General features: G+C 55.5%; 21 protein-coding genes and 1 pseudogene. 8 read left to right on the top strand and 14 right to left on the bottom strand.

Going from position 1 to position 20,909, the window contains the following annotated elements; translation table 11 throughout:
* Nucleotides 1-16: 16 nt before the first annotated feature.
* Both C6I21_RS14370 and pcaF read left to right on the top strand, forming a co-directional pair.
* A complete protein-coding gene (locus tag C6I21_RS14370; RefSeq protein ID WP_105960176.1) occupies nucleotides 17-892 on the top strand; it encodes a 3-hydroxyacyl-CoA dehydrogenase in 876 nt (291 codons plus the stop codon).
* Nucleotides 877-2,076, top strand: a complete 1,200-nt coding sequence (gene pcaF, locus C6I21_RS14365; protein ID WP_105960175.1) for a 3-oxoadipyl-CoA thiolase — start codon at nucleotides 877-879, stop codon at nucleotides 2,074-2,076. Before C6I21_RS14370 ends, pcaF begins: the two co-directional genes overlap by 16 nt.
* A 1,015-nt stretch (nucleotides 2,077-3,091) precedes the next feature.
* On the opposite strand, the gene C6I21_RS14360 is transcribed toward pcaF, so the two are convergent.
* Nucleotides 3,092-3,886: an aminoglycoside phosphotransferase family protein gene (locus tag C6I21_RS14360; RefSeq protein ID WP_105960174.1), complete on the bottom strand. Its 795-nt coding sequence runs from the start codon at nucleotides 3,884-3,886 to the stop codon at nucleotides 3,092-3,094.
* Between the two features lie 192 nt (nucleotides 3,887-4,078).
* Between C6I21_RS14360 and C6I21_RS14355 the strand changes: the two genes are divergently transcribed.
* From C6I21_RS14355 to C6I21_RS14340, 4 genes are all read left to right on the top strand, one after another.
* On the top strand, nucleotides 4,079-4,540 hold the full coding sequence (locus C6I21_RS14355; RefSeq protein ID WP_105960173.1) for a VOC family protein: 462 nt from the start codon (nucleotides 4,079-4,081) through the stop codon (nucleotides 4,538-4,540).
* 138 nt (nucleotides 4,541-4,678) lie between these two features.
* Nucleotides 4,679-5,236 (top strand): GNAT family N-acetyltransferase, encoded by a 558-nt coding sequence (locus C6I21_RS14350; protein ID WP_105960172.1) that lies wholly within the window; start codon nucleotides 4,679-4,681, stop codon nucleotides 5,234-5,236.
* 58 nt (nucleotides 5,237-5,294) lie between these two features.
* Nucleotides 5,295-5,819 (top strand): VanZ family protein, encoded by a 525-nt coding sequence (locus C6I21_RS14345; RefSeq protein WP_105960171.1) that lies wholly within the window; start codon nucleotides 5,295-5,297, stop codon nucleotides 5,817-5,819.
* A gap of 263 nt (nucleotides 5,820-6,082) precedes the next feature.
* Nucleotides 6,083-6,628, top strand: a complete 546-nt coding sequence (locus C6I21_RS14340; protein ID WP_105960170.1) for a GNAT family N-acetyltransferase — start codon at nucleotides 6,083-6,085, stop codon at nucleotides 6,626-6,628.
* Nucleotides 6,629-6,690: 62 nt separating this feature from the next.
* Here the strand turns inward: C6I21_RS14340 and C6I21_RS14335 are convergent, their stop codons facing one another.
* From C6I21_RS14335 to C6I21_RS14315, 5 genes and pseudogenes are all read right to left on the bottom strand, one after another.
* Complete coding sequence (locus C6I21_RS14335) at nucleotides 6,691-7,827, bottom strand: glycerate kinase (protein ID WP_105960169.1); 1,137 nt, start codon at nucleotides 7,825-7,827, stop codon at nucleotides 6,691-6,693.
* A 27-nt stretch (nucleotides 7,828-7,854) separates the two neighbouring features.
* Nucleotides 7,855-8,856 (bottom strand): annotated as a pseudogene (locus tag C6I21_RS14330) (GntP family permease); the annotation flags it as partial.
* A gap of 54 nt (nucleotides 8,857-8,910) precedes the next feature.
* Nucleotides 8,911-9,612: a hypothetical protein gene (locus C6I21_RS14325; RefSeq protein ID WP_105960168.1), complete on the bottom strand. Its 702-nt coding sequence runs from the start codon at nucleotides 9,610-9,612 to the stop codon at nucleotides 8,911-8,913.
* Nucleotides 9,609-10,487 (bottom strand): ATP-binding cassette domain-containing protein, encoded by an 879-nt coding sequence (locus C6I21_RS14320; RefSeq protein ID WP_105960167.1) that lies wholly within the window; start codon nucleotides 10,485-10,487, stop codon nucleotides 9,609-9,611. Before C6I21_RS14320 ends, C6I21_RS14325 begins: the two co-directional genes overlap by 4 nt.
* The gene (locus tag C6I21_RS14315) at nucleotides 10,484-10,852 is read right to left on the bottom strand and encodes a GntR family transcriptional regulator (RefSeq protein ID WP_105960202.1); all 369 of its coding nucleotides are present in this window, start codon (nucleotides 10,850-10,852) and stop codon (nucleotides 10,484-10,486) included. The genes C6I21_RS14320 and C6I21_RS14315 overlap by 4 nt, the downstream gene beginning before the upstream one ends.
* A gap of 259 nt (nucleotides 10,853-11,111) precedes the next feature.
* Here C6I21_RS14315 and C6I21_RS14310 point away from each other — a divergent pair, with 259 nt between their 5' ends.
* Nucleotides 11,112-12,293, top strand: a complete 1,182-nt coding sequence (locus C6I21_RS14310; protein WP_105960166.1) for a hypothetical protein — start codon at nucleotides 11,112-11,114, stop codon at nucleotides 12,291-12,293.
* A gap of 285 nt (nucleotides 12,294-12,578) precedes the next feature.
* On the opposite strand, the gene C6I21_RS14305 is transcribed toward C6I21_RS14310, so the two are convergent.
* The 7 genes from C6I21_RS14305 to C6I21_RS14275 all read right to left on the bottom strand — a co-directional run bounded on the left by C6I21_RS14305 (nucleotide 12,579) and on the right by C6I21_RS14275 (nucleotide 18,460).
* Nucleotides 12,579-13,001 carry a PaaI family thioesterase gene (locus C6I21_RS14305; protein ID WP_245411656.1) on the bottom strand — a complete coding sequence of 141 codons (423 nt, stop codon included), beginning with the start codon at nucleotides 12,999-13,001 and terminating at the stop codon, nucleotides 12,579-12,581.
* The gene (gene paaI, locus C6I21_RS14300; protein ID WP_105960165.1) at nucleotides 12,998-13,420 is read right to left on the bottom strand and encodes a hydroxyphenylacetyl-CoA thioesterase PaaI; all 423 of its coding nucleotides are present in this window, start codon (nucleotides 13,418-13,420) and stop codon (nucleotides 12,998-13,000) included. The genes C6I21_RS14305 and paaI overlap by 4 nt, the downstream gene beginning before the upstream one ends.
* An 11-nt stretch (nucleotides 13,421-13,431) precedes the next feature.
* Complete coding sequence (locus C6I21_RS14295) at nucleotides 13,432-14,226, bottom strand: enoyl-CoA hydratase-related protein (RefSeq protein WP_105960164.1); 795 nt, start codon at nucleotides 14,224-14,226, stop codon at nucleotides 13,432-13,434.
* Nucleotides 14,227-14,335: 109 nt separating this feature from the next.
* A complete protein-coding gene (locus C6I21_RS14290; RefSeq protein ID WP_105960163.1) occupies nucleotides 14,336-15,703 on the bottom strand; it encodes a hypothetical protein in 1,368 nt (455 codons plus the stop codon).
* 409 nt (nucleotides 15,704-16,112) lie between these two features.
* Complete coding sequence (locus C6I21_RS14285; protein WP_105960162.1) at nucleotides 16,113-17,114, bottom strand: NAD(P)/FAD-dependent oxidoreductase; 1,002 nt, start codon at nucleotides 17,112-17,114, stop codon at nucleotides 16,113-16,115.
* Nucleotides 17,115-17,125: 11 nt separating this feature from the next.
* Nucleotides 17,126-17,374, bottom strand: coding sequence for a ferredoxin (locus C6I21_RS14280; RefSeq protein WP_105960161.1), 249 nt, complete (start codon nucleotides 17,372-17,374; stop codon nucleotides 17,126-17,128).
* Between the two features lie 114 nt (nucleotides 17,375-17,488).
* Nucleotides 17,489-18,460, bottom strand: a complete 972-nt coding sequence (locus C6I21_RS14275; protein WP_105960160.1) for an NAD(P)H-dependent flavin oxidoreductase — start codon at nucleotides 18,458-18,460, stop codon at nucleotides 17,489-17,491.
* 67 nt (nucleotides 18,461-18,527) lie between these two features.
* Here C6I21_RS14275 and C6I21_RS14270 point away from each other — a divergent pair, with 67 nt between their 5' ends.
* Entirely contained in the window at nucleotides 18,528-19,076 is a 549-nt protein-coding gene (locus tag C6I21_RS14270) for a gamma carbonic anhydrase family protein (protein ID WP_105960159.1), read from the top strand.
* Between the two features lie 246 nt (nucleotides 19,077-19,322).
* On the opposite strand, the gene C6I21_RS14265 is transcribed toward C6I21_RS14270, so the two are convergent.
* Entirely contained in the window at nucleotides 19,323-20,804 is a 1,482-nt protein-coding gene (locus C6I21_RS14265) for a methyl-accepting chemotaxis protein (RefSeq protein ID WP_105960158.1), read from the bottom strand.
* Between the last annotated feature and the right edge of the window lie 105 nt (nucleotides 20,805-20,909).

Below are 20,909 nucleotides of genomic sequence, written 5' to 3'. Positions count from 1 at the left end.
CAGGGGGCCTGCTGCGATGCGTGTACACACGATTACCGTCGTCGGCGCCGGTGTGATGGGGCGGGGCATTGCCTATGTCTCCGCCCTCGCCGGTTTCCGGACGATTCTGAATGATATATCCGAAGAACAGCTGCAGGGCGCACGGGCGCATGCAGAGAAAACGTCCGCCAAAGGACTCGAGAAAGGAAAAATAACCGCCGGAGCGCGGGAAACGCTCCTGTCGAACTACGAAACGACGACCGAGCTGGAAGCGGCAGCGGCAGCATCGGACATGATTATCGAAGCCGTGCCGGAGACGCGCAGCTTAAAAAAGCATGTGCTGGAAACGGCGGCCGCCCACGCGCCGTCCCACGCGGTCATCACGTCCAACACGTCGACGATCAGCCCGACCGAGCTGGCGTCGTTTACGTCGCGTGCGGAGCAGTTTGCAGTGATGCACTTTTTCAATCCCGTCCATCTGATGCCGCTCGTTGAAATCGTGAAAGGACTGGAGACGGCTCCGGAGACGGTTGCCATCATTCAGGAGACGGCGGAAGCAATGGGCAAAGAAACCGTGGAAGTGAACGAGTTCCCGGGATTTGTGACGAGCCGGATCAGCGCACTCGTCGGCAACGAAGCGTTTCATATGCTGCAGGAGGGCGTGGCGTCAGCGGAGGATATCGACAAAGCGATTAAGCTCGGGCTGAACTATCCAATGGGGCCGCTTGAGCTCGGGGATCTCGTCGGTCTCGATGCGCGGCTCAACAACCTGCGCTACCTGCACGAAACGCTCGGAGAGAAATACCGTCCGGCTCCGCTTCTCGAGCAGATGGTGAAAGCCGGCCGGCTCGGCAGAAAGAGCGGCCGCGGCGTCTACACGTATGAGGAGGAATCGTCATGGGTGAAGTCGTAATTGTCGACGCGGTCCGGACACCGGTCGGCCGCTACAACGGCGCGCTGTCCGCGGTCCGTCCGGATGACCTCGGAGCCGTCGTCTTAAAGGCGCTGGCCGAGCGGAACCCGGCGCTTCCGCTCGACGATGTGGAGGAGGTCATTTTCGGCAATGCCAACGGAGCGGGGGAGGATAACCGCAACGTCGCCCGGATGTCCGCGCTTCTCGCCGGATTTCCGGTCACAACAGCCGGGACGACGCTGAACCGGCTGTGCGGCTCCGGATTGGACGCGGTATCCTACGCCGCGCGCATGATCGCAGCCGGGGAGGGCGATATTGCGATCGCGGGCGGTACGGAGAGCATGACGCGCGCACCATACGTCATGGGCAAGCCGGAAAAAGCGTTCGGACGCGGTACGCAGGAGCTGCATGATACGACGATCGGCTGGCGTTTCGTCAACCCGGCGATGGAGCAGGCGTACGGCATCGACTCCATGCCGGAGACGGCGGAAAACGTCGCGCAGGACTACGGTATCAGCCGGGAGGACCAGGATGCGTTTGCTTTTCAGAGTCAGCAGCGCGCGAAGCGGGCGATGGAAACCGGCGCGTTTTCCGACGAGATCGTGCCGGTGGAAATTACCGGCCGCCGCGGGGAGAAGACGATCGTCGATACCGATGAGCACCCGCGTCCGGAATCGACGCTCGAGAAGCTCGGTTCATTGAAGCCGCTGTTTGCGGACGGCACCGTCACCGCAGGCAACGCGTCCGGTGTGAACGACGGCGCGTCGGCGCTCCTTCTGATGACGCGGGAAAAAGCCGACGAACTCGGCCTCGAGCCGCTCGCTGTGTACCAGGGGGCAGCGACGGCCGGCGTGGAGCCGCGCGTCATGGGCATCGGCCCGATTCACTCGAGCCGGAAGCTTCTCGGCCGGCTCAACTGGGAGCTCGATTCCGTGGATCTCGTGGAGCTGAACGAAGCGTTCGCCGCCCAGTCGCTCGCCTGCATCCGGGAGCTCGGTCTGGAGGAGGACCGCGTAAACGTCAACGGCGGCGCCATCGCGTTCGGCCACCCGCTCGGCGCAAGCGGCGCCCGCATTTTAACGACGCTTCTCTACGAAATGAAGCGCCGCGGCAGCCAGCGCGGCCTCGCCACGATGTGCATCGGCGTCGGCCAGGGTATCTCCGCCGCCGTGGAACGGGCTTAATACAAACGAACGCCTGCTGCCAAACGGCGGCAGGCTTTTTTTGACTAATAAGAATGTATAAAATCCAAAGCCTCTTCCAAGCAGGCATACCAAAGGGCTGCAGCGTTGTTCTATTCATCGTTACTTTCTATTGATGGAGCTTCTCCGCTACTCGGCAGAAGCTTGCCGTGGGCTTGTCTTCAGCTATTTCTCATGGCCTGCGCCCTGAGAAAGGATCTTCAGACTGCGCTTGATCCCACCGGCGTCCCTGCCGAACGCTCCGAAGCGTATAGTAAAATAGAGGTGAAATACAAATGATCCGCAGCGGGATCGATGTCTATAAGGCCAGAATGACCTCGTACAATTCGATTGAATGACAGTATTCACTGGGCAAAAGAGACCGCTTCTATCAAGCGTTTTCTTCCTACCTGCCGAAACCGGAGGCCGTCGACTCCGGGAGGATCCGAACGAGGCGAAAATCCATTCCTTCTGACGGAAGGAAGAAGGAATTAGTTGAGCCCGTTCCCTCCGGAACGCGTACGGCTGCAGGTGCAGGCAGAAAGCGGGAACCTGTTTAACAGACCTCTCTATTCTTTTAAGACCAGGTGGTTTCTGCCTGTTTTATTTTGGTGCGGTTTACCATTTTATAAATGTCGAAGGCTCTTCCATCCGGGCGCCTTCAACCAAAGGCCGGCTCCTCTCGAGCTTTCAGCCGCCTGCCCTGGTATGGAGAAGTTGGACTTTACCTGTGTGCTGTGGGAATATGGGGCGGCGAAGTTGGAATATGGACGGGGGAAGTTAGACTATGGCAGGGAAGTGAGAATAGCCCCTCGAGTTGTTAGACTGGAAGGGGCAGTTGTTGGACTGGCAGCGTCCGTTGCGAGACTAATCTGCTCTGAAGTAAGACTCTGCCGCAGCCGTGCTTCCACGCTTCGGCTTCCCTCCGATTTCCGTAAAGGAAGCAGAGAAAAAGTGGAGCCCGTCAGTTAGAGATAGGGGGTCCTGCCCTGCAGAAAAACGGCGTTCTCTTCCTGGATCAACGATTGTTCCGGGTGATCCCTTCTATGATCGCCTGTTCCTGTTTTTTGACGTACGCGATATCCTTCTCGTACAGCAGGTGATGTCCGTCTTTCAGGTGTCCGGCAAATACGTGGTTTCCCTTATCTGCTTCTTTTTTCATAAAGCGGATGAGAGATTCCAGGCGGTGGACGAGCACAGGAACAAGACGACGGCGTTCGTCCATTTCCAGGCCGTACGCATCCATAAACATCGCCGTTTTCCGAATCTGGTCTTCGAAGGTTCCGAACGCATCCGGATGACCGGGATGCTTCAAGGGAGCCCAGCGGTACACCGCATAGGCGATGTCCCACATTCTGGAGCCGGGGTGAAGGGTGTCAAAATCGATGATGCCGGCAGCGCGACCTTGGATGATCGTCACGTTGTAGGGGGCGAAATCCCCGTGGCACATCACCTCGACCGGTTCAACAGCGGGAAGCATCCATGTATGTTTCTCCGGCAGGAAGCGGAGGTACTTGCGGCTGTAGGAGTGAAACGAGGTCAGTAGTTCTGCAGCAGAAATAAGGATCGTATCCTTCTTCATCTCCTCCGGCAGCGGATAGTGAAAGACATCGCCCGGGAGGAAAGAAAGCTCTTCTTCTCCATTTTTATTGATGCCGAACGGCTCCGGCACAAACGCTGCGCCTTCAGAGCGGAGAAACTGCAAGAAGTGATGGATCTGGCCGGTCCATGCATGAGCCGGACGGATCACCCGCTGCTTTCTCCGGTAAATTTCCCCTTCTCTGCCGCCGGAAAGCATGTCGTTTTCCTTCATTCGTTTCCCCTCCTTTCTTCAAGAATAAGGGCTGCTATGGATTTTTACAAATACTTCAATTTCCTGTATTCTGGAAAAAGGAATGTACTGTTACTCAAGTATGGATGGGCCCATGGAGCTGAATAAAGAAGATGAGACCTATTATATTTTCTGCGGTATGATCACTTCTTTACTAAAAAGGAGACTTATATAATGATTAAAGGACTATATGAGGCACACCTTCCTGTAAGGGACATAGAAACATCTATAGCGTTTTACAGGAGACTTGGTTTAGAGATAGCTCACCAAGGAGAAGCTGTAACGTTTTTTTGGATAGAGAAAGGTAGGAGTTGGCTTGGTCTTTGGCAGACAGACAAAGTTAACACACCTTATCACCCTTCACTTAGGCATATTGCATTTCAAGTAGAGCTGGCAGATTTAGTAGAAGCGAAAGAGTTTTTGGAGAAAAAAGGTATTGCTGTTCGAGAGGCTTTTGATTTTCAGCCAGAGGAGCAGCCAATTGTTTTACCGAATAATCCGCAAACTCACGCCGCAGTTTATTTTAAAGATCCGGATGGAAATTCATTAGAGTTTATTACCCCTTTACAAATAGATCAGGAAATTGATTTTTCAATGATGGAGCTGCAGGAGTGGAAAAATCAAAACAATTTATAAAAATAGTATCCGGGTTTGGTCTTATCTTAAGTATCATACTACTTTCATGGAGCGATATATCATTTAATATAAAGAACAGGCTGCTCTCATGAAGGGTTCTCTTTGTGCAGCCAAACAAAGCAGAGGGGATAATTACTTATGGAAGTTCATTTATACGGAAAAAATGTATTATTGCAAGAGGCAGAGGAGAGCGACATAGAGACGTTATATTATTGGAGATTTGAAGACAAAGAGCAAGAAGCAAAAAAGTGGAACGGGCCGTATATACCGGAGGAGAAAATCACAAAAGAAGCATACTTCAAAAGTTGGGACCATCAGATTTTGGGAAATATTCCTTCCTTTCTCACAATTATTTGTGATGGGAAAGCTGTTGGGTACGTTGGTGCATATTGGGTGGATAAAAACACCAGCTGGCTTGAGACAGGTATTGTGATTTATAACCCGGACTATTGGAATGGAGGTTATGGCTTCGAAGCCTATAAACTGTGGATCAATTATCTTTTTAAATCGACAAAACTGCATCGGCTAGGTATGTCTACATGGTCAGGAAACGGAAGAATGATACGAGTGGCAGAAAAATTAGGAATGAAAGAAGAAGCAAGAATAAGAAAAGCAAGAATAGTAAACGGCCGCTATTTCGATGCGGTTAAAATGGGGATATTGAAAGAGGAATGGGAGAGCGTTTATCACAATTAAAAGAGAAATTAATAATAGCTGAAGTTTTCTGCTGCTTTGAAAGGAGGGATTGCTGCGAATGACGCAACTTTGGAGAAGCTTCGGTTTTATCGTGCCTCTATTCACCCTGTTTATACTTATTCTATCCATTCTGCTGATCGGTGTCTTCATTTTTAAAATGAGACAAGGAGCAAACGCGAAAGCTGTAATAAAACAATCGCTGTTGGATGTATTTTTATTAGCGTCTTTAAGTGGCATCCTGCTTGTAACGTTACTGCCGAATTCCACCGGAAGTGAACAAATCATTCAGTTAATGCCATTGGGAAGTGTAGTTGAACTGATACAACATGCGACAGACATTTCAACGCTTATCAGAATTTTAGGTTTTAATATCTTACTATTTATTCCTTTAGGAGCAGCATTAGCCTTGAAATTCGATAAGCTTCGATACAGCATTCTGTTCAGTTTTTGCCTATCTTCCTTTATCGAAATGACACAGCTGCTCCTTCCTGGAAGAACGACAAACATAGATGACGTGTTTCTAAATACATTCGGTGCTGTTTTGGGGTTACTCGCCGGAAAAGTGGCTAAGCGATTTATTTGAAAGGCTCTATTAACGTTTCCGGGAGCGTTAGTTGAAGAGGATCATATAATCAAACAGCTCGCCTTGTTTTATAAAGGGTACTGTAGTGATATTCGAGATCCCGCGGTTGATGAACATACATAGAGCAGTGATGATCAGCTTGAAAAGTGACACTGCTTATCCCGATACATACAATTAATTGAAAGGGTGATGTTTTATGGAACAGCAATTGACAGGAATAAAAGGTGAAGTGTCAGATAAACGTAAATAAAGGAGCGAATGCATTGCAGGCAGAAACGAAACGGTTGGTGCTGAGGCCATTAGCAGAAGAGGATTATGAAGTATGGAAAGCAGGGTTTGAGAACGCGTATCCGCAGCAGTATAAATACGACGGTCAAAAGTTGGACTTATCCGAATGGACACTTGAAGCGTTCAAGGAAGTCGTTAAAGAACATGAAGAGATGATGTCAGCGGATCAGGCGTACATTCTTGCGATTTTTCGAAAATCAGATTTGCAGCATATCGGAATGGTTGGTATTTGGACATTGATGAGAGGAGATTTTCAATGGGGTTATATAGAATATAGACTGCATAATCCCTACTGGAAGCAGGGGTATGCCAGAGAAGCAGTACAGAAAGGATTTACTGTTGCTTTTGATGCGCTCGGCTTTCATCGGATAGAGGCTCATATCAATGTTGATAACGATCCCTCAATAAAGCTTGCAGAACACGTAGGGATGCAATACGAGTGCAGAAGAAATGCATTTACGTATGAAGAGGGGCAGTGGCGGGACAGTTTTATCTATGTGATAAACGCGCCTGTCAGCTGAAATTTGAAAAAAGGGGGCTCCCACAAAAGGAGGCTCCCTTTTTCTATATCAACGATCCGCCATCAGCGGCAGTTCCACAAACGCGCGATGTTTTCTGCGGTCCGGGTGACGTTCCGGGCGGCGTGCTCCTGCAGTTCTTCGAGCCGGGCGGGGCCGTCGGCGATGCTGAAGACGGCGTCGATGCCGGCGTCAAAGACGGTTTCGTATCCCGGTTCGATGCTGCCGCACAAGGCGAGGACCGGCACGTTTTCGTTCATCCGCTTTGCGAGGGAGGCGACATAGACCGGCGTTTTTCCGTGGACGGTCTGGTGGTTGATGCCGCCTTCTCCGGTGATGACGAGGTCTGCGTCTTTCAGATCTTCAGCGAGTCCGGTGACATCGGCGACGATTTCCGCGCCTTTTTCGAGTGCTGCCGGCAGAAATCCGAGGAAAGCGGCGCCGAGACCGCCGGCAGCTCCTGCGCCGGGCGGGGTGTCGATGTCGACGTTGAATGCTTCCGCGGTAATATCGGCGAACTGCTTCAGGGCACGGTCGAGGAGATCGGTTTCGTGTTCACCGGCGCCTTTCTGCGGGCCGTATACAGCGGAGGCGCCGTGGCTTCCGGTCAGAGGATTGTCAACGTCGCAGGCAATGCGGAAGGTGCACCCGGCCAGGCGCGGATCCAGGTGGTCGACGTTAATAGCAGCAAGCTGCTGAAGCGCCGCACCGCCTTCTGCCAGCGTCCCGCCTTCCGCGTTTAAAAACTCGGCTCCGAGCGCTTTCAGCATGCCGGTGCCGGCGTCATTGGTTGCGCTCCCGCCGATGCCGATGATAAAGGAGCGGACACCGCGGTCGAGGGCATCGAGAATGACTTCTCCTGTGCCGAAGGTGGATGCATGCAGCACGTCTTCCGGTCTGCAGCGGGAATGCTGAATACCGGAAGCTTCCGCCATTTCGATAACCGCTGTCTTCCTGTCGGCGGATACGACGTACGAGGCGTCCACCAGCCGGCCGGACGGATTATGCACCGTCGTTTTCACCCAGGTGCCCTCCATCACATCGGCGAGCGCGGTGACGGTGCCTTCACCTCCATCGGCCATCGGCTTGACGGCGATATCGGCGTGGGGGAGGGCGCGTAATATGCCTTCCCGGCAGGCGCGGCCGACCTCGAGAGAGCTGAGCGATCCTTTATAGGAATCAGATGCAATAACGATTTTCATGAGAATGGACTCCTTCCGACAATCTGATTAGAACAGCGAGAAAACACCGAAGATGAGTGTGGACACCGCCGCGAGGGTCAAACCGACGAGCGACTCATAGGGAATCAGCTTCAGGCGTTCCTGAATGGTCATGAGGACACTTCCGGCGGTAGCGTGAAAGAAGCTGCCGTGCGGCATGTGATCCAGTACGGTCGCCCCGGCATGAAGCATGGCCGCTGCGGCAAGACCGGAAACACCAAGTTCAAGAAGCGTGCCGCTGAATACCTCTGAGGCGACGACGGAACCGGCGGTCGTCGAAGCGGTCGCTCCGGACATGAAAATACCAGACACCGGCGCGAGCGCATAGCTTGGCAGGCCGAGTGTTTCGATGCCGGAAATGAGCACATACTGCAGGCCGGAATTGGAAATGATGCCGGCAATGGCTCCAGTACCGAGCAGAAGCACGGCAACGGCGGACATTTTTCCGAGGCCGGTGACGATGTAGGAATTAATGTGGGAGCCTTTCCTCATCGCCAGAGCTCCGAGAAGACCGCCGGCTGGAAGAGCGAGCATCGGGTCGATTTCGATACCGGCAATCGGCCGCAGCACGAGTAAAAATATCGCAGCGGCAGGGGCAATCAGCGCCAGACCGACCGGTGGAAGCTCTTTGTCCTCCCCTTCTTTGATGTCCTCAAACGCAACGAACGTGCCTTTCTGCTTCAGCCGGGAAGCGATGATGTAGGAAACGATTACCCCGAAGATGGCTGGGATAATCCCGGCTGCCATGACCGAAGTGAGCGGCACGTTAAACGCCTCGGACACAGCAATAGTGTTCGGGTTGGGGGACATGATGTTTCCGGCTTTTCCCCCGCCGACCATCGCAAGCAGCACGGCCGTTTTCGACAGACCGGCTTTATGCGCAATGACGAGTGCAATCGAGGAAACGGTAATAACCGCAATATCGACGAAAACACCGACCGCGGTCAGCGCCATCGTGGCAAGGATCAGCGCAAGCAGCGCTTTTTTGTCACCGAGCTTTGTGACGACCGTCCAACGATCAGCTGGGCAGTATCACTCGTAATCAAAAGACTCCCTCCTTTCCGGCTATTTAACCTTCACAGGCACCGCTGCGGAGGCGGCGCGGATGCCGTACGTGACGCCCGCTGCGAGAAGCAGTGTCACGGTCAGTGCCAGTCCCGCTGCCGGCAGCTGATTCATATCAGAGAGAAACGTGAAAAACGGCTGCGGGGTGTTGAAGTTCCACACATATTCCATCGCCGCCATAAGAAGGAGCGCCGCCGCAATCGCCGGGAACCCGCCCCACATCCGCCAGCGGTAAAAACCGAGGCTGATGAGCCAGCCGGCAAGAAAATACACGTAGATAATCAGCACGTACACCGGCACCTGAAGCAGGGAGGCGCTCTCAGCAAATGCGAGCGCTCCGCCGGTGCCGAAGCCGAACGCAAGGCTGAACACGACCGACAGAACAGCTGCGCCGGCCATCATCAGTGCGCTCAGAACGAGGGCGGATACGGCGGTCGCGAGAAAATAGTGCCTGCGGGTCAGCCCGAAGGAAATCAGCATCGGCAGAAAGCCGTAGCACGACAGAATTCCGCAGACGAGCATGAAAATCGTCGCTCCCTGAAACACAAACGCGGCCGCAGACATCGCTTCCAGATCCGGCTCGCGGGAGAACAGCTGCAGGGCGGCATAGATGAGAATCATGATGCCGACCACCCACAGCGCCCACTGCCCCTGCATATAGACGAGATCCCGTGCCGCTTTTTTCCATACGTCCTGTCTCATGAGACACCCGCCCCTTTCCCGGTCAGCTGAATAAACAGATCCTGCAGTCCGACCGGCCCGATTTCCAGTCCGTTTTCATAAGCTGCCGCTGTATCCTTCGCCGTCAGCTCTTCAAAAATCGTCACCGACTTCACCCCGCCGAGCGTCTGCTCCGACAGCACGCGGCGTCCCTCGGCGAACTGCTCCACGGCGCCGGCCGGACCGGTGACGGAAAACCCGCGCTCCAAAAGCTGATCGGTCGGCTCATGCAGCAGAAGCTGTCCATCATCAATCATCAGCACCTCATCAAACAAATAGTCCATTTCCGATACGAGGTGCGTCGATAAAATGACGGTCCGCGGATGCCGCTCCTGCTCGGCGAGAAGCTCCTTGTAAAACTGGTCCCGCGTCGGCGCATCCATGCCGGTATAGATTTCATCAAAGATCGTAAGCGGCGCCCGGGCTGCCAGACCGAGTGTCACATTCACCGCCGCCTGCTTTCCTGTGGAGAGCTTGTGCATCGGCTTATCCAGCGGGAAATCGAACGTTTCCGCAAGCGACAGCGCATAGTCCAGATCAAACGCCGGCCGGTATCGTGCCGCAAGCTTCAAAAGCACCCGCGCCGAATCCTGCTCATCGGAATAATCCTTTTCATACATAAACACCGTCGAGGCCATGCACGACGCATCCTCAAATGGATCCGTCCCGTCCATCAACAGCGTCCCGCCATCCGGGCGCCGGTAGGAGGCCAGCAGGGAAAGCAGCGTCGTTTTCCCGGCCCCGTTCCGTCCGATCAGTCCATAAATCCGCTCTCCGGACAGGGTGAACGTCACGTCGTGCAGGACGCGTTCCTTTTTGTAGGCTGCACTCAAGTGGTCCGCCTGAATGTGGCTCATTCTGTCATCCTCCTTTTCGATCCGCGGATCCGCGCGATCAATTCCTCTTCGCTCAGCTCCAGCATCTCCGCCTCCCGCAGAAGCGGCGCAATAAACGCTTCCTCCAGCTCCCGGCGCCGGCGCTCCAGAAGCACCTCTCTGGCATCCTCCGCCACAAACATCCCCACGCCGCGCTTTTTATACAGCACCCCTTCATCAACCAGCGCCTGAATTCCTTTGGACACCGTCAGATGGTTCACCTTGTAAAACTGCACCAGCTGATTCGTCGACGGCGCCTGCTCATGCGCCAGCAGCTGCCTGCGCACAATCTGGTCCGCAATATGCTCCTTAATCTGCATAAAAATCGGCTTCTTGTCATGCAGCATCCCGCCCAACACCTCACCTCCTGAAAAAACGTGTTCTATAACGGTTATATAGTTATGTATATAAGTATACTGGATAAATCAACGGAAGTCTACAGCAGCTTTTTGCAGCCGGCCGCATGCTGGGGAGGGGGAATACCGGCATGTAGAAAAACAGAACCTCAATCAGCGGAAAATTTACATGTTTGTAACACCTGCCTGTGTTTCCCGACAAATAAAGTAGAAGCTTCTGGATATATTTACTAGAGGAAGAAGGGATACGATGAAACGAAGCCTTATCTGGACGCTGCCGCTCGTTGTAGCCGCAGGATGCAGCGCAGAAAATAATACAGAACAGCCGGCGGACGCGTCTGCATCTGCAGATGGAATAGAGGAAGAAATACCGCCCTCTGTGGACCAGACGTTTCAGGCCAGTGTGACAGAAAGCGGGGAAGAGCTTGTGGTCGAAGTTCTGAACGGCGAATACCGACCGTCCGCGGATACGGACACGTACCGGTTGATGGCGGGCGGAGAGCTCGACAGTCTTCCGGTGGAGTTGGAAGAAGGAAGCTTTGTCGAAGTGACGTACGACGGTCAGTTTGAGCCGGGGGAGACCCCTGGGATATCCGTCCGGGACGTCACCGAAATCGACGCGCCAGTCATGCAGGCCGGGGTGAGAGAATTGGGGCCGCCGTTGACTGCGCATGTGTTTGACCGTTCGTTTCTGCCGGAGGAAGGGACATCCAGCTATGAGGTGCAGCCTAGTGAAGGCACAGAGGAACTGGCAGTAGTTGATGAAAATGGAAACTCTATTCCTTATGATGACCTGGAGCCCCACTTTTTCTTCTTCGAGTATGAGGGAAGCAGCGAAACGGCCGGCACGCCAGTGATTACGACAAACGAAGTACAGTTAATGGATGGACTGACATTCGAAGCCAGGATGACAGATTTAAGAGACGGGCCGGCACATTATATTGAGATATTAGACGGAGAGCCTCAGCCTGCAAGAAACACCTCCTGGTATCGTATTATCGAGAGCCATCAAGATTATCCAGTAACCGTTTATGATGAGGAGGATCAGGAGATCACACTGGATGAACTGGAAAAAGCGGATGTGGTAACCGTGAATTTTGCGGGAGGATTTGAAGATAGTGAACCCCAAGGTATGTTTGTCCACGAGATTCATAAAAGAGAAAAGCCCGTATTTCAGGCCACAGTCGAAGAAACAGGGGAGAACGTCACTATCTCCATCCCGGATGGAGAATACCGTCCAAGTGAGGCTTCCACGTATCACCTCACTGGAAGCGAGCAGAACCTGGTGGTATTTGATGAGGCCGGAGAAGAAACGACCCTGGACGAATTGGAAGCAGGAGATACTGTGGAAGTCACGTACGAAGGACGCTTTGAAGCCGGTGAACCAGCTTCGATTTACGCACATACGATTGAAGTAAAAGCATCAGAATAATGGATGAAGAGAGCAGCTGAAGCGCCTGAACAGAAAAGAGACCGTAGGGCTTCCCAGAATGGCAATCGGCTCTAAAAAGCAGATGGGCCGCCGGACTTCCCGGCGGCCGGTCGTTTTATAGGTCTACGTCAGATCGCAATGGCAGTGTTTCAGACCGCCACGGCAGCGAAAAGGATCGCCATGAGAGCGGGGAAGACCGCCATACCAGGTGAAGATCGCCACGATCCTGCCGAAGACCGCCACAAAAGCCACCGGAACAAAAACCCACTCCCATCCCCATGCTCCCTACCCCCGCTGCAGCGACACAGTCGAGGAGGCGGAGGCGCACAGCTTGTCCTGCTGGAACAGGTCCGCGGTTACGTAAGCAATGGTGCGCCCGGTCCGCTTCACCGAGGCGTGCACCTGGACTTCTTCCGCTGAAACGGGACGGTGGAAGACCGTGTCGAGCTGAATCGAGCCGAAGCGGTCGCTGCGGTGAATGACCGAGGCGACAGCGTAAGCGACGGCTACATCCGCTGCGGCGGATGTAAAGCCGCCCATCACCACACCGTTGCCGTTAATCATCGCCCCGCCCGGCTGCCACGTCATGTGCGCGAGACCGTCTCCGGCGTGCTGCAGCGTCATCCCGAGCGAAACGTCGCACGGCGGGGGAGCGGCAGTTCCTGTAATCACATCCTGCAGCGTCACCTGATTCACCGGCGCTTTCATGACGACACCTCCCCAAGCACCGGCCGGCGCGTCCGGTAGACGAGCCCTTCCGCCAGCGCTGCGAGCGAACCGGACGAGGTCCGCACTTCCATCCGGTACGAACCGGTTCTTCCCGGTTCGGCATTTTCCACCGCTTCCGCACGAAGCGTTTCGCCGCAGGCCACCGCCTCCAGATACTGCATCGACACCTGAATGCCGACCGCCGTCGTGCCGTACGAGTTGCTCGCACAGGCAAACACCACATCCGCCAGCGAAAACAGCAGGCCGCCATTCGCCGTGCCGTGGATATTGAGCATGTCTTCTGTCACCGTCACCGACGCGCGCGCCGTTCCTTCGCCGACATCCTCGACCTCAATGCCTAAAAACGACGCGTACGGATCGGTCTTTAAGTATGCATTCAATGAAGCTGTATCCGTCATCCAATCCCTCCTTATCTGCCCTGAAACCGGGCCGGCCGCTTCTCACGGAACGCTTCCAGTGCTTCCAGGCGGTCCTCGGTCGGAATGATCCGCTCATACGCACCGGCTTCAATCGCCTGCCCGGTATGAAGGTCCGTCTGCGCGCCGTGATGGATCGCCATTTTCGCCTGACGGACAGCCAGCGGACCGTTCGCCCCGATCGCATCAGCAATCGCCTGCGCATCCTCCAGAAGCGACGCCTTCGTACTGACGCGGTTTAACAGACCGAGCGCATCCGCCTCGTCCGCCTGAAACCGGCGCGCCGTCAAAATCAGCTCCTTCGCCTTCGTCATGCCGATCAGCCGCGGCAGCCGCTGCGTGCCGCCCGCACCGGGAATAATCGCCCAGCTTACCTCCGTGAGCCCCATCCACGCATCCGGTACCGCAAGCCGCAGATCACACGCAAGCATCAGCTCAAACCCGCCGCCGAGCGCATGCCCGTTCACCGCCGCAATCGTCGGCTGCGGAAGCGACTCCACCGCATCGAACACCTCGCGGATCTTGCGGACATTCCGGCGCACCTCGCCTTCCGTGAGCGTCCGCCGCTCCTTCAAATCCGCCCCCGCACTGAACGCCTTTTCCCCGGCCCCTGTGAAAACGACGCTCCGTATCTGATCATCGAAACGGATAGCCGCCACGGCCTCCTCCAGTTCTGTGAGCATCGTGTAGTTAAAGCAGTTCAGCTGCTCCGGCCGGTTTAACGTCACCACGGCGGTATGCCCGCTATGGGTAAAAGTAACGGTTTTTGCTTCTGTTGATTGTGTCATCGTTCGGTACCCCTTCCGTCAAAAAATAAAGAGCTTCATACAGACGCAGGCTGCCGGAAAAAGATCCGGAAGCCTGCATCCACGTGCTGCTGGAGAAAGAACGCCGTTTTTACACGGCTTCCTGTTCCATCTCTTTTTCCTCTTCGCGTTCCTGGACGATTTCTTTGTCGACATCGCGGAAGCCGCAGAGGAGGAGGCAGAGCAGAATGCCGACGCCCATGCCCCAGGCCGCTCCGTACATCGCGATGACAAAGCCGATCGTGAGTGTCAGGCCGCGCGTAATGTTCGTATGCACCATGTTCATCGCCACATAGGCGCAGGCAAAGCCGGTCAGAAGCAGTGCCACGGAGAGGGCGACCGGGAACAGTGGTGTAATGATGCCGATGATCGGCAGGAACAGGCCGAACGGGATGGCGAGAAGGTAGAAGTTCATCGGGCCGTCGTAAATCGACTTCATGAACTCGCGGCCTTTCTTGTACCGCTCGATCAGGTAAATCTGTACGCCTGTCCAGAGCGGACCGTGGATCCAGAGGAGCGGGCCGGCCGTCATCAGCTGGGCCATGTTCCGGATCGCAAGCGTGTAGTGGCTGCGCGTCGGATCGATGCTGATTTTCTCATCGGTCCGGGCTTTATCTGCTTCTTTTAAAAGTGTGTTGGAGATAACGATGTCGCTGAAGCCGAGAATGTAGATGACGATCCCGATCGGAATGACGGACAGGAACACGTCCCAGCCCGGAATGCCGACGGCCCAGATAGACAGCGTGGAAACCGTCTCTGCGACCGGCGGGATGAAGAATCCCCACTCGATCGTAAAGGACACTTCACCGGCGATCCAGCCGACGAGTCCGGCGGTTCCAAACGACAGCAGCAGCGCGTTCGACGTCATAATTGCCTTCGATTTCGTATCCTTCAGCTTGTTAAATGGAAGGGAGAACATCAGCACCATGATGACGACCCATGCCGTAATGAGCGTGATCGGCATCGACGGCAGCCGGTTGATCTCCGACTGGAAGGCGGCAATGCCGGCACCCATAATGATCCCGGCTTTCAGCGCCGTCGGGAACAGGTTGTTGAACGCCTCCCCGAGCTTTGTGATGCCGAAGAACAGGAACAGGACGATGAGCACTAAAAACAAAGCCGTCATGCCTTCAATGGCCGCCACCCCCGGCGTCAGACTGCCGATATAGACGAGCGTAATCGGAAGCCCTGCTGTAATGGCGCCTGCTGCGTACGGATCGCCGAAAATGACGGTCTGGGCGATGACCCAGAACAGGAAGAAGAGACTGACGGTCCAGGCGACTTCAAACGAAACCCCGAAATACTGCATCATGAGCGGTGTGACCGCTCCGCATGTTGCAAGAAGCATGAGCGCTCCCTGAATGTGCTGACTCGGCTGCAGGTTCAAATGAATGCCCGGCATACGGGCCGTAAACGGCCCCCACTTCCAGCCCGGCTGTTCGCGTCGATTTTCCTTCATATGTACACCCCTTTGGATAAAGTATCCCGGAAGACCGGGTTGATACCAGAATATTCAGACAAAAATGAACAGAGAAAAGCAGCGTACTGTGTTTCTTAAAACGATGCGCTGTCCAGCTGCAGCCCGGCCCCTCTGCCAAAATCGGCAGAGGCGGCTGCGGCGGGTTCAGCCGCAGCGGTTATAAACGTATGGTCCGCTGGAGTCCAACAACGGAGAAGTGAAGTCTCATAACGGCAGCTTCCAGTCTGATAAGTCGGCCGTGAAGTCTGACAACTCAGGGGGCCGCTCTCACTCCGGTCGAATTGTCCAGCTTCCACCACCGATATTCCAGCTTCTCCGCCAGCGATTCCCACAACACACCGCCACAGTCCAGCTTCCCCATGCCGCGTCAAGCAGTCTCCGCTCTCTTTTACACGCCGGCGGTTTCAAAAATCGACGTGCTGTGCCCGGCGTGAAGCTTTGCCTCCGGCTCGACGATCGACTTCGCGTAGTTCACGGCCGTCGGCGCTTCGCCGAAACCGGACGCAATCAGCTTCACCTTGCCCGGATAGGTACACACATCCCCTGCGGCAAAAATGCCCGGAATTGTCGTTTCCATCTTGTGATCCACGGCAATCGCATTTTTCGAAAGCTCCATGCCCCACGTCTTCAACGGCCCGAGATTCGTCGCAAAGCCAAAGTTGACGAGAATATCATCCACATCGAGCGTGTCCGCCGCGTCTCCCTTTACCTGCTGGAGCGTCACCTGCTGGACAGCGCCGTTTTCCCCGGTCATCCCGGAGATCTCGTACGGCGTGCGGATGTTCACGTTGGACTGCTTCAGCTGCTCGAGACTGTGCTCGTGGGCCCGGAAGCGGTCGCGGCGGTGGATAAGGGTGACTTCCGACGCCAGGTCATTCAGCGCGAGCGCCCAGTCCACGGCAGAGTCGCCGCCCCCGCAGACGAGCACCCGGCGGTTTTGAAAGCGCTTTAAATCTTTAACAAAATAATGCAGGCAGCTGTTTTCATACGCTTCTGCCTGTTCGAGTGTCAGCTTCCGCGGGGAGAATGCGCCTGCCCCGGCGGTAACAATAATCGTTTTGGAATGGTGCACGCCTTCTGGTGTCACGAGCTGGAACGTTCCGTCTTCAAAGCGCGTCACGTGCTCGACCGATTCGCCCATACACATAGTTGGGTCGAACGCCTGCGCCTGTTCATACAGCTGGTCGACGAGCGACTGGGCCTTCACCTTCGGATAGCCCGCCACATCGTAAATGTACTTTTCCGGGTAGAGCGCCGACAGCTGGCCGCCGGGCTCCGGCATACTGTCAATGACCTTCACCGACATCTGCCGCATGCCTGCATAAAACGCCGTAAACAAACCGACCGGACCGGCACCGACAATCGTCACATCATACATTGTCTCCTCCATGCTTGACCTCCTTATTCATGTTTGGCAGGATCCCCGTCAAACGCTTCCTCCGCCACCTTGATCGAATCCGTCGGACACCCATCGAGCGCATCCTCCAGATCCTCCACATGTTCCTCGGCTACCGGCGTATTCCCCTGATTGTCGTCCCCGATGTAAAACGCCAGCCCCTCATCGTCATAATCAAACACATCCGGCGCCGCCGCTCCACACGAACCACACGCAATACACGTCTCCTGATCAACCATCGTAAATACAGCCATGCTCTCTCACCTCAATATAACGTTTTTATAACGGTATGTTATATTATGATATATACGATACGAAACTTCCCCCGGGAAGTCAAGACGATCCCGCGTATTTTTTTCAGAAAAATGCTACAGCTGCTCGGTGGAAAACGACGACAGCGAACGGGACGCCTGCAGCAGCTGCGCTTCGGCACCGTGCAGAATGTTCTCGAGAACGACACGCACCGGTGGATGATCGGTAATCCCCGCAGCGGCCTGTCCGGCATTCGTATGTCCCGCATCGAGTCTGCCGTGGACAGCGCCGCGGATGTGGCTTTCTTCATCGGTCTTTTCCATATAGCGTGCGTCGTTTTCCTCCTCGGATTCAAGGCGTTCGAGCATCCGGGCGTACGGCGTATCGAGAAGACGGCGGACGCGTCCGTAGCGGCGGCCGACGACGATCGTCGCCTGCTCGCCGGACTGAATGAGCGCGTCTTTGTAGTGCTGGTGCACCTGCGCTTCTTCGGTGGCAATAAGCCGTGTGCCGAGCTGGGCGCCCTGTGCGCCGAGGGAGAGGACAGCAGCAAACGATGCTCCGTCCGACACACCGCCTGCAGCGGCGGCCGGGATGGAGACGGCGCGGCAGACGAGCGGGAGAAGCGTGAGGGTCGTGAGCTCCTGGGAGGCATTAATGCCGGCGGCCTCCGTCCCTTCCGCGACTAATACATCCGCGCCGGCCGCTTCAGCTTTCACCGCCTGGCGGGCGCTCGAAACGACGACGATCACCGCCTTTTTGTGCTCCTTCAGCTTTTGAAGAAACGGCGCCGGATTGCCGGCGGACAGGGAGACGACGGGGACATGTTCCTCGACGGCCAGCTGTGCGAGCGCCCGCGCCTCCTCATTGACGCTGATCGGAATGTTCAGGGCAAACGGTTTATCCGTGCGTGTCTTCAGCTCCCGGATGAGCGTTTTCACTTCGGCTGCGCTCCGCGTACCGGCGCCGATCGTGCCGAGTCCGCCCGCATTGGAGACGGCAGCGGCGAGAATCGGTTCACTGATGTTGCCCATGCCGCCCTGGATGAACGGCAGCTGGATGCCGAGACGCTTCGTTAAATCATTCATTTTATTCACCACCGTTTTAAATGTGTTATATTAAATACTATAACACGAATGGAAGGGAAGTGACGGAATGATTTACGCGTACAAAGGAGTCAAACCGGCACTCGCACCGTCGGTGTATGTGTCGCCGTCCGCGGAAGTGATCGGGGACGTGGAGGCAGGGGAGGAAAGCATCATTTTATCGAACGCGGTGCTCCGCGGCGATGAAGGGAAGATCCGCATCGGCCCGCGCTGCAGCATTCAGGAGCATGTGCTCGGCCACCTGTATGAAGCGTATCCGCTCATTCTGGAGGAGGAGGTTTCCATCGGCCACGGCGCAATTCTGCACGGCTGCACGCTGAAAAGGCGGGTACTCGTCGGCATGGGCGCAATCGTTCTCGACGGCGCCGTCATCGGTGAACACTCAATTATCGGCGCCGGCACCGTCGTCCCGCCGGGAAAAGAAATTCCGCCGTACTCGCTCGTGCTCGGCTCGCCCGGCAAAGTCGTCCGCCAGGTGACCGAAGCCGATCAGGCCATGGTGCAGGAAACCGTCGACACCTACGTCCGCAACGCCCGGGAATTCGCCGACGACACCATCCTCACACCGCTTACCCGGGAAGAAGCAGCCCGGCCATGATCCACACAAAAAAGGTAGAAGCCACCTGCATGAAAGCGCAGGAGCTTCTACCTTTTTTATGTAATGACGGGTTCTGAGGCGCGGGGGAGCTGGGATTCAGGATTTCCGCCGTGCAGGAAGCACACCGCCACACCGTCGGCGAACATCGCAACGGGAACGGAAACACCACCACACGAAGAGCGGAGACCGCAACGAAACCCATCAACGACCGCGTGCCGAACCCGCCCGCCTCTGCCTGCGTACGGTTTACGCCTGGCCGTCTCCGGCAAGGCGGCGCACGAGCTGTTCGGTTTCTTTCATGCGGGTGCTGACTTCGTAGTTCTGTTCGTTCAAATTCTCGAGAGAGGCGCTCACTTCCTGGGCGCCGGCGGAGGCCTGTTCAATGACCAGCGCGAGCTCCGACGTTGTTGCATTGACGCTGGAAGCGGTGGCTTCCGTTTTCTCCGCCTGTCCGCGGAAGAGGGCGAGCGTCTCCTGAATGTGGGTGGTGACGTCGGTCAGTTTCTGCAGCGCCTCATGTACCGTCGTCGTTTTCTCTTTCTGCAGCGACAGCGTGCTTCTGCTGTCTGTCATCTGCACGAGCGCTTCCTCGTTCGTCGCGTTGACCTCCTGCAGATTGGACGTGATTTTTTCCGCGGCCATGTTGGACATTTCCGCGAGCTTCCGGATTTCGTCGGCGACGACAGCAAAGCCTCTGCCGGCTTCTCCGGCGCGCGCTGCTTCGATCGACGCGTTCAAAGCGAGCAGGTTCGTCTGTTCACTTACGTGAATGATATCTTCGGAGAGGGTGTTGGTTTCTTTAATTTTTTCCGTCAGCTGCTGGAAATTGTCGTTCAGCAGGTTCAGCTGCGCTTCATAGCCGCTCATCTCTTCATGGAGGGAGGCCGCCTGCTCCGCTGCTTCAACGGTCTGATGCTCCGCGGAAACCGACGTGTCTGAAAGCCGTTCTGCGCCGCTTCGGATCTGCTGCATGCTTTCGGTCATCTCCCCGGCGCGGGAGGAGATGGATTGGATCTGTTCACTCTGCGACGTCGTGCCGGCCGCAATGTCATTTACAGCCGACGCCATTTCAGTCTGCGAGCGGACGTTTTCCTGCACGGCTGCGGTCATGTCGGTGATGTTACGTACCATCTGGTTCACACTTTTCTGCAGCGCGTCCCGGGAGGCTTCCTGCGCCTCTGCTTCCTTTTCGCTCCGGGTAAGAAAAGTCTCCAGCTGCCCCATCTGGCTGGAGCTTAACGCGGCGATTGTATAGGCGAGAATCGACGCCAGTATGTAGGTCAATAGAATCGACGGGAGCTGGCTCTGGATAACCTGCGTGTCCACCGTGGCAGCGGAAGCGTTCAGGAGATGACCGGCCGTTCCCATTACCGCGCCGGTGAGAAGCACGTACCGGTACAGGTGGATCGTCGACAAAAACAGCAGGAAAAAGTAAATGACCGCAATTGTCACCCCGCCGCCTGTTAAAAACACGCCGGTGTAGGTAAAGCTGAACCCGAGCACGATCAGGACAATCGGAAAGAAGTGCGGTTTCTTCAAAAGCCGGACCATCACCACAAAGGCGGCTGCGAGTACCAGTACCTGCGTAAAGTAAATGCCGGCTGTTGCCATATCGCCGGAAAAGACGTTTAACAGCCCACCGGCGAGCAGCGTGACCGAAAACAAGCCGAACGCCAGGTTATTTTTCCTCGTTAGATCCCGATGTTTCATCTGCTGTATTGCTTCCATCCTCCTGTTTCCCCCTTCAATCGTCGTTTTTATCTATACGTTTGGCCTATGATCATATCGGCAGAAATAAGTCATTTGTTAAATAACAGCAGGAAGAAAGGGGAA

The sequence above is a fragment of the Alkalicoccus urumqiensis genome, from assembly GCF_002993335.1.
GTDB lineage: Bacteria > Bacillota > Bacilli > Bacillales > Salisediminibacteriaceae > Alkalicoccus > Alkalicoccus urumqiensis.
This window is presented reverse-complemented; position numbering and strand designations above follow the sequence as displayed.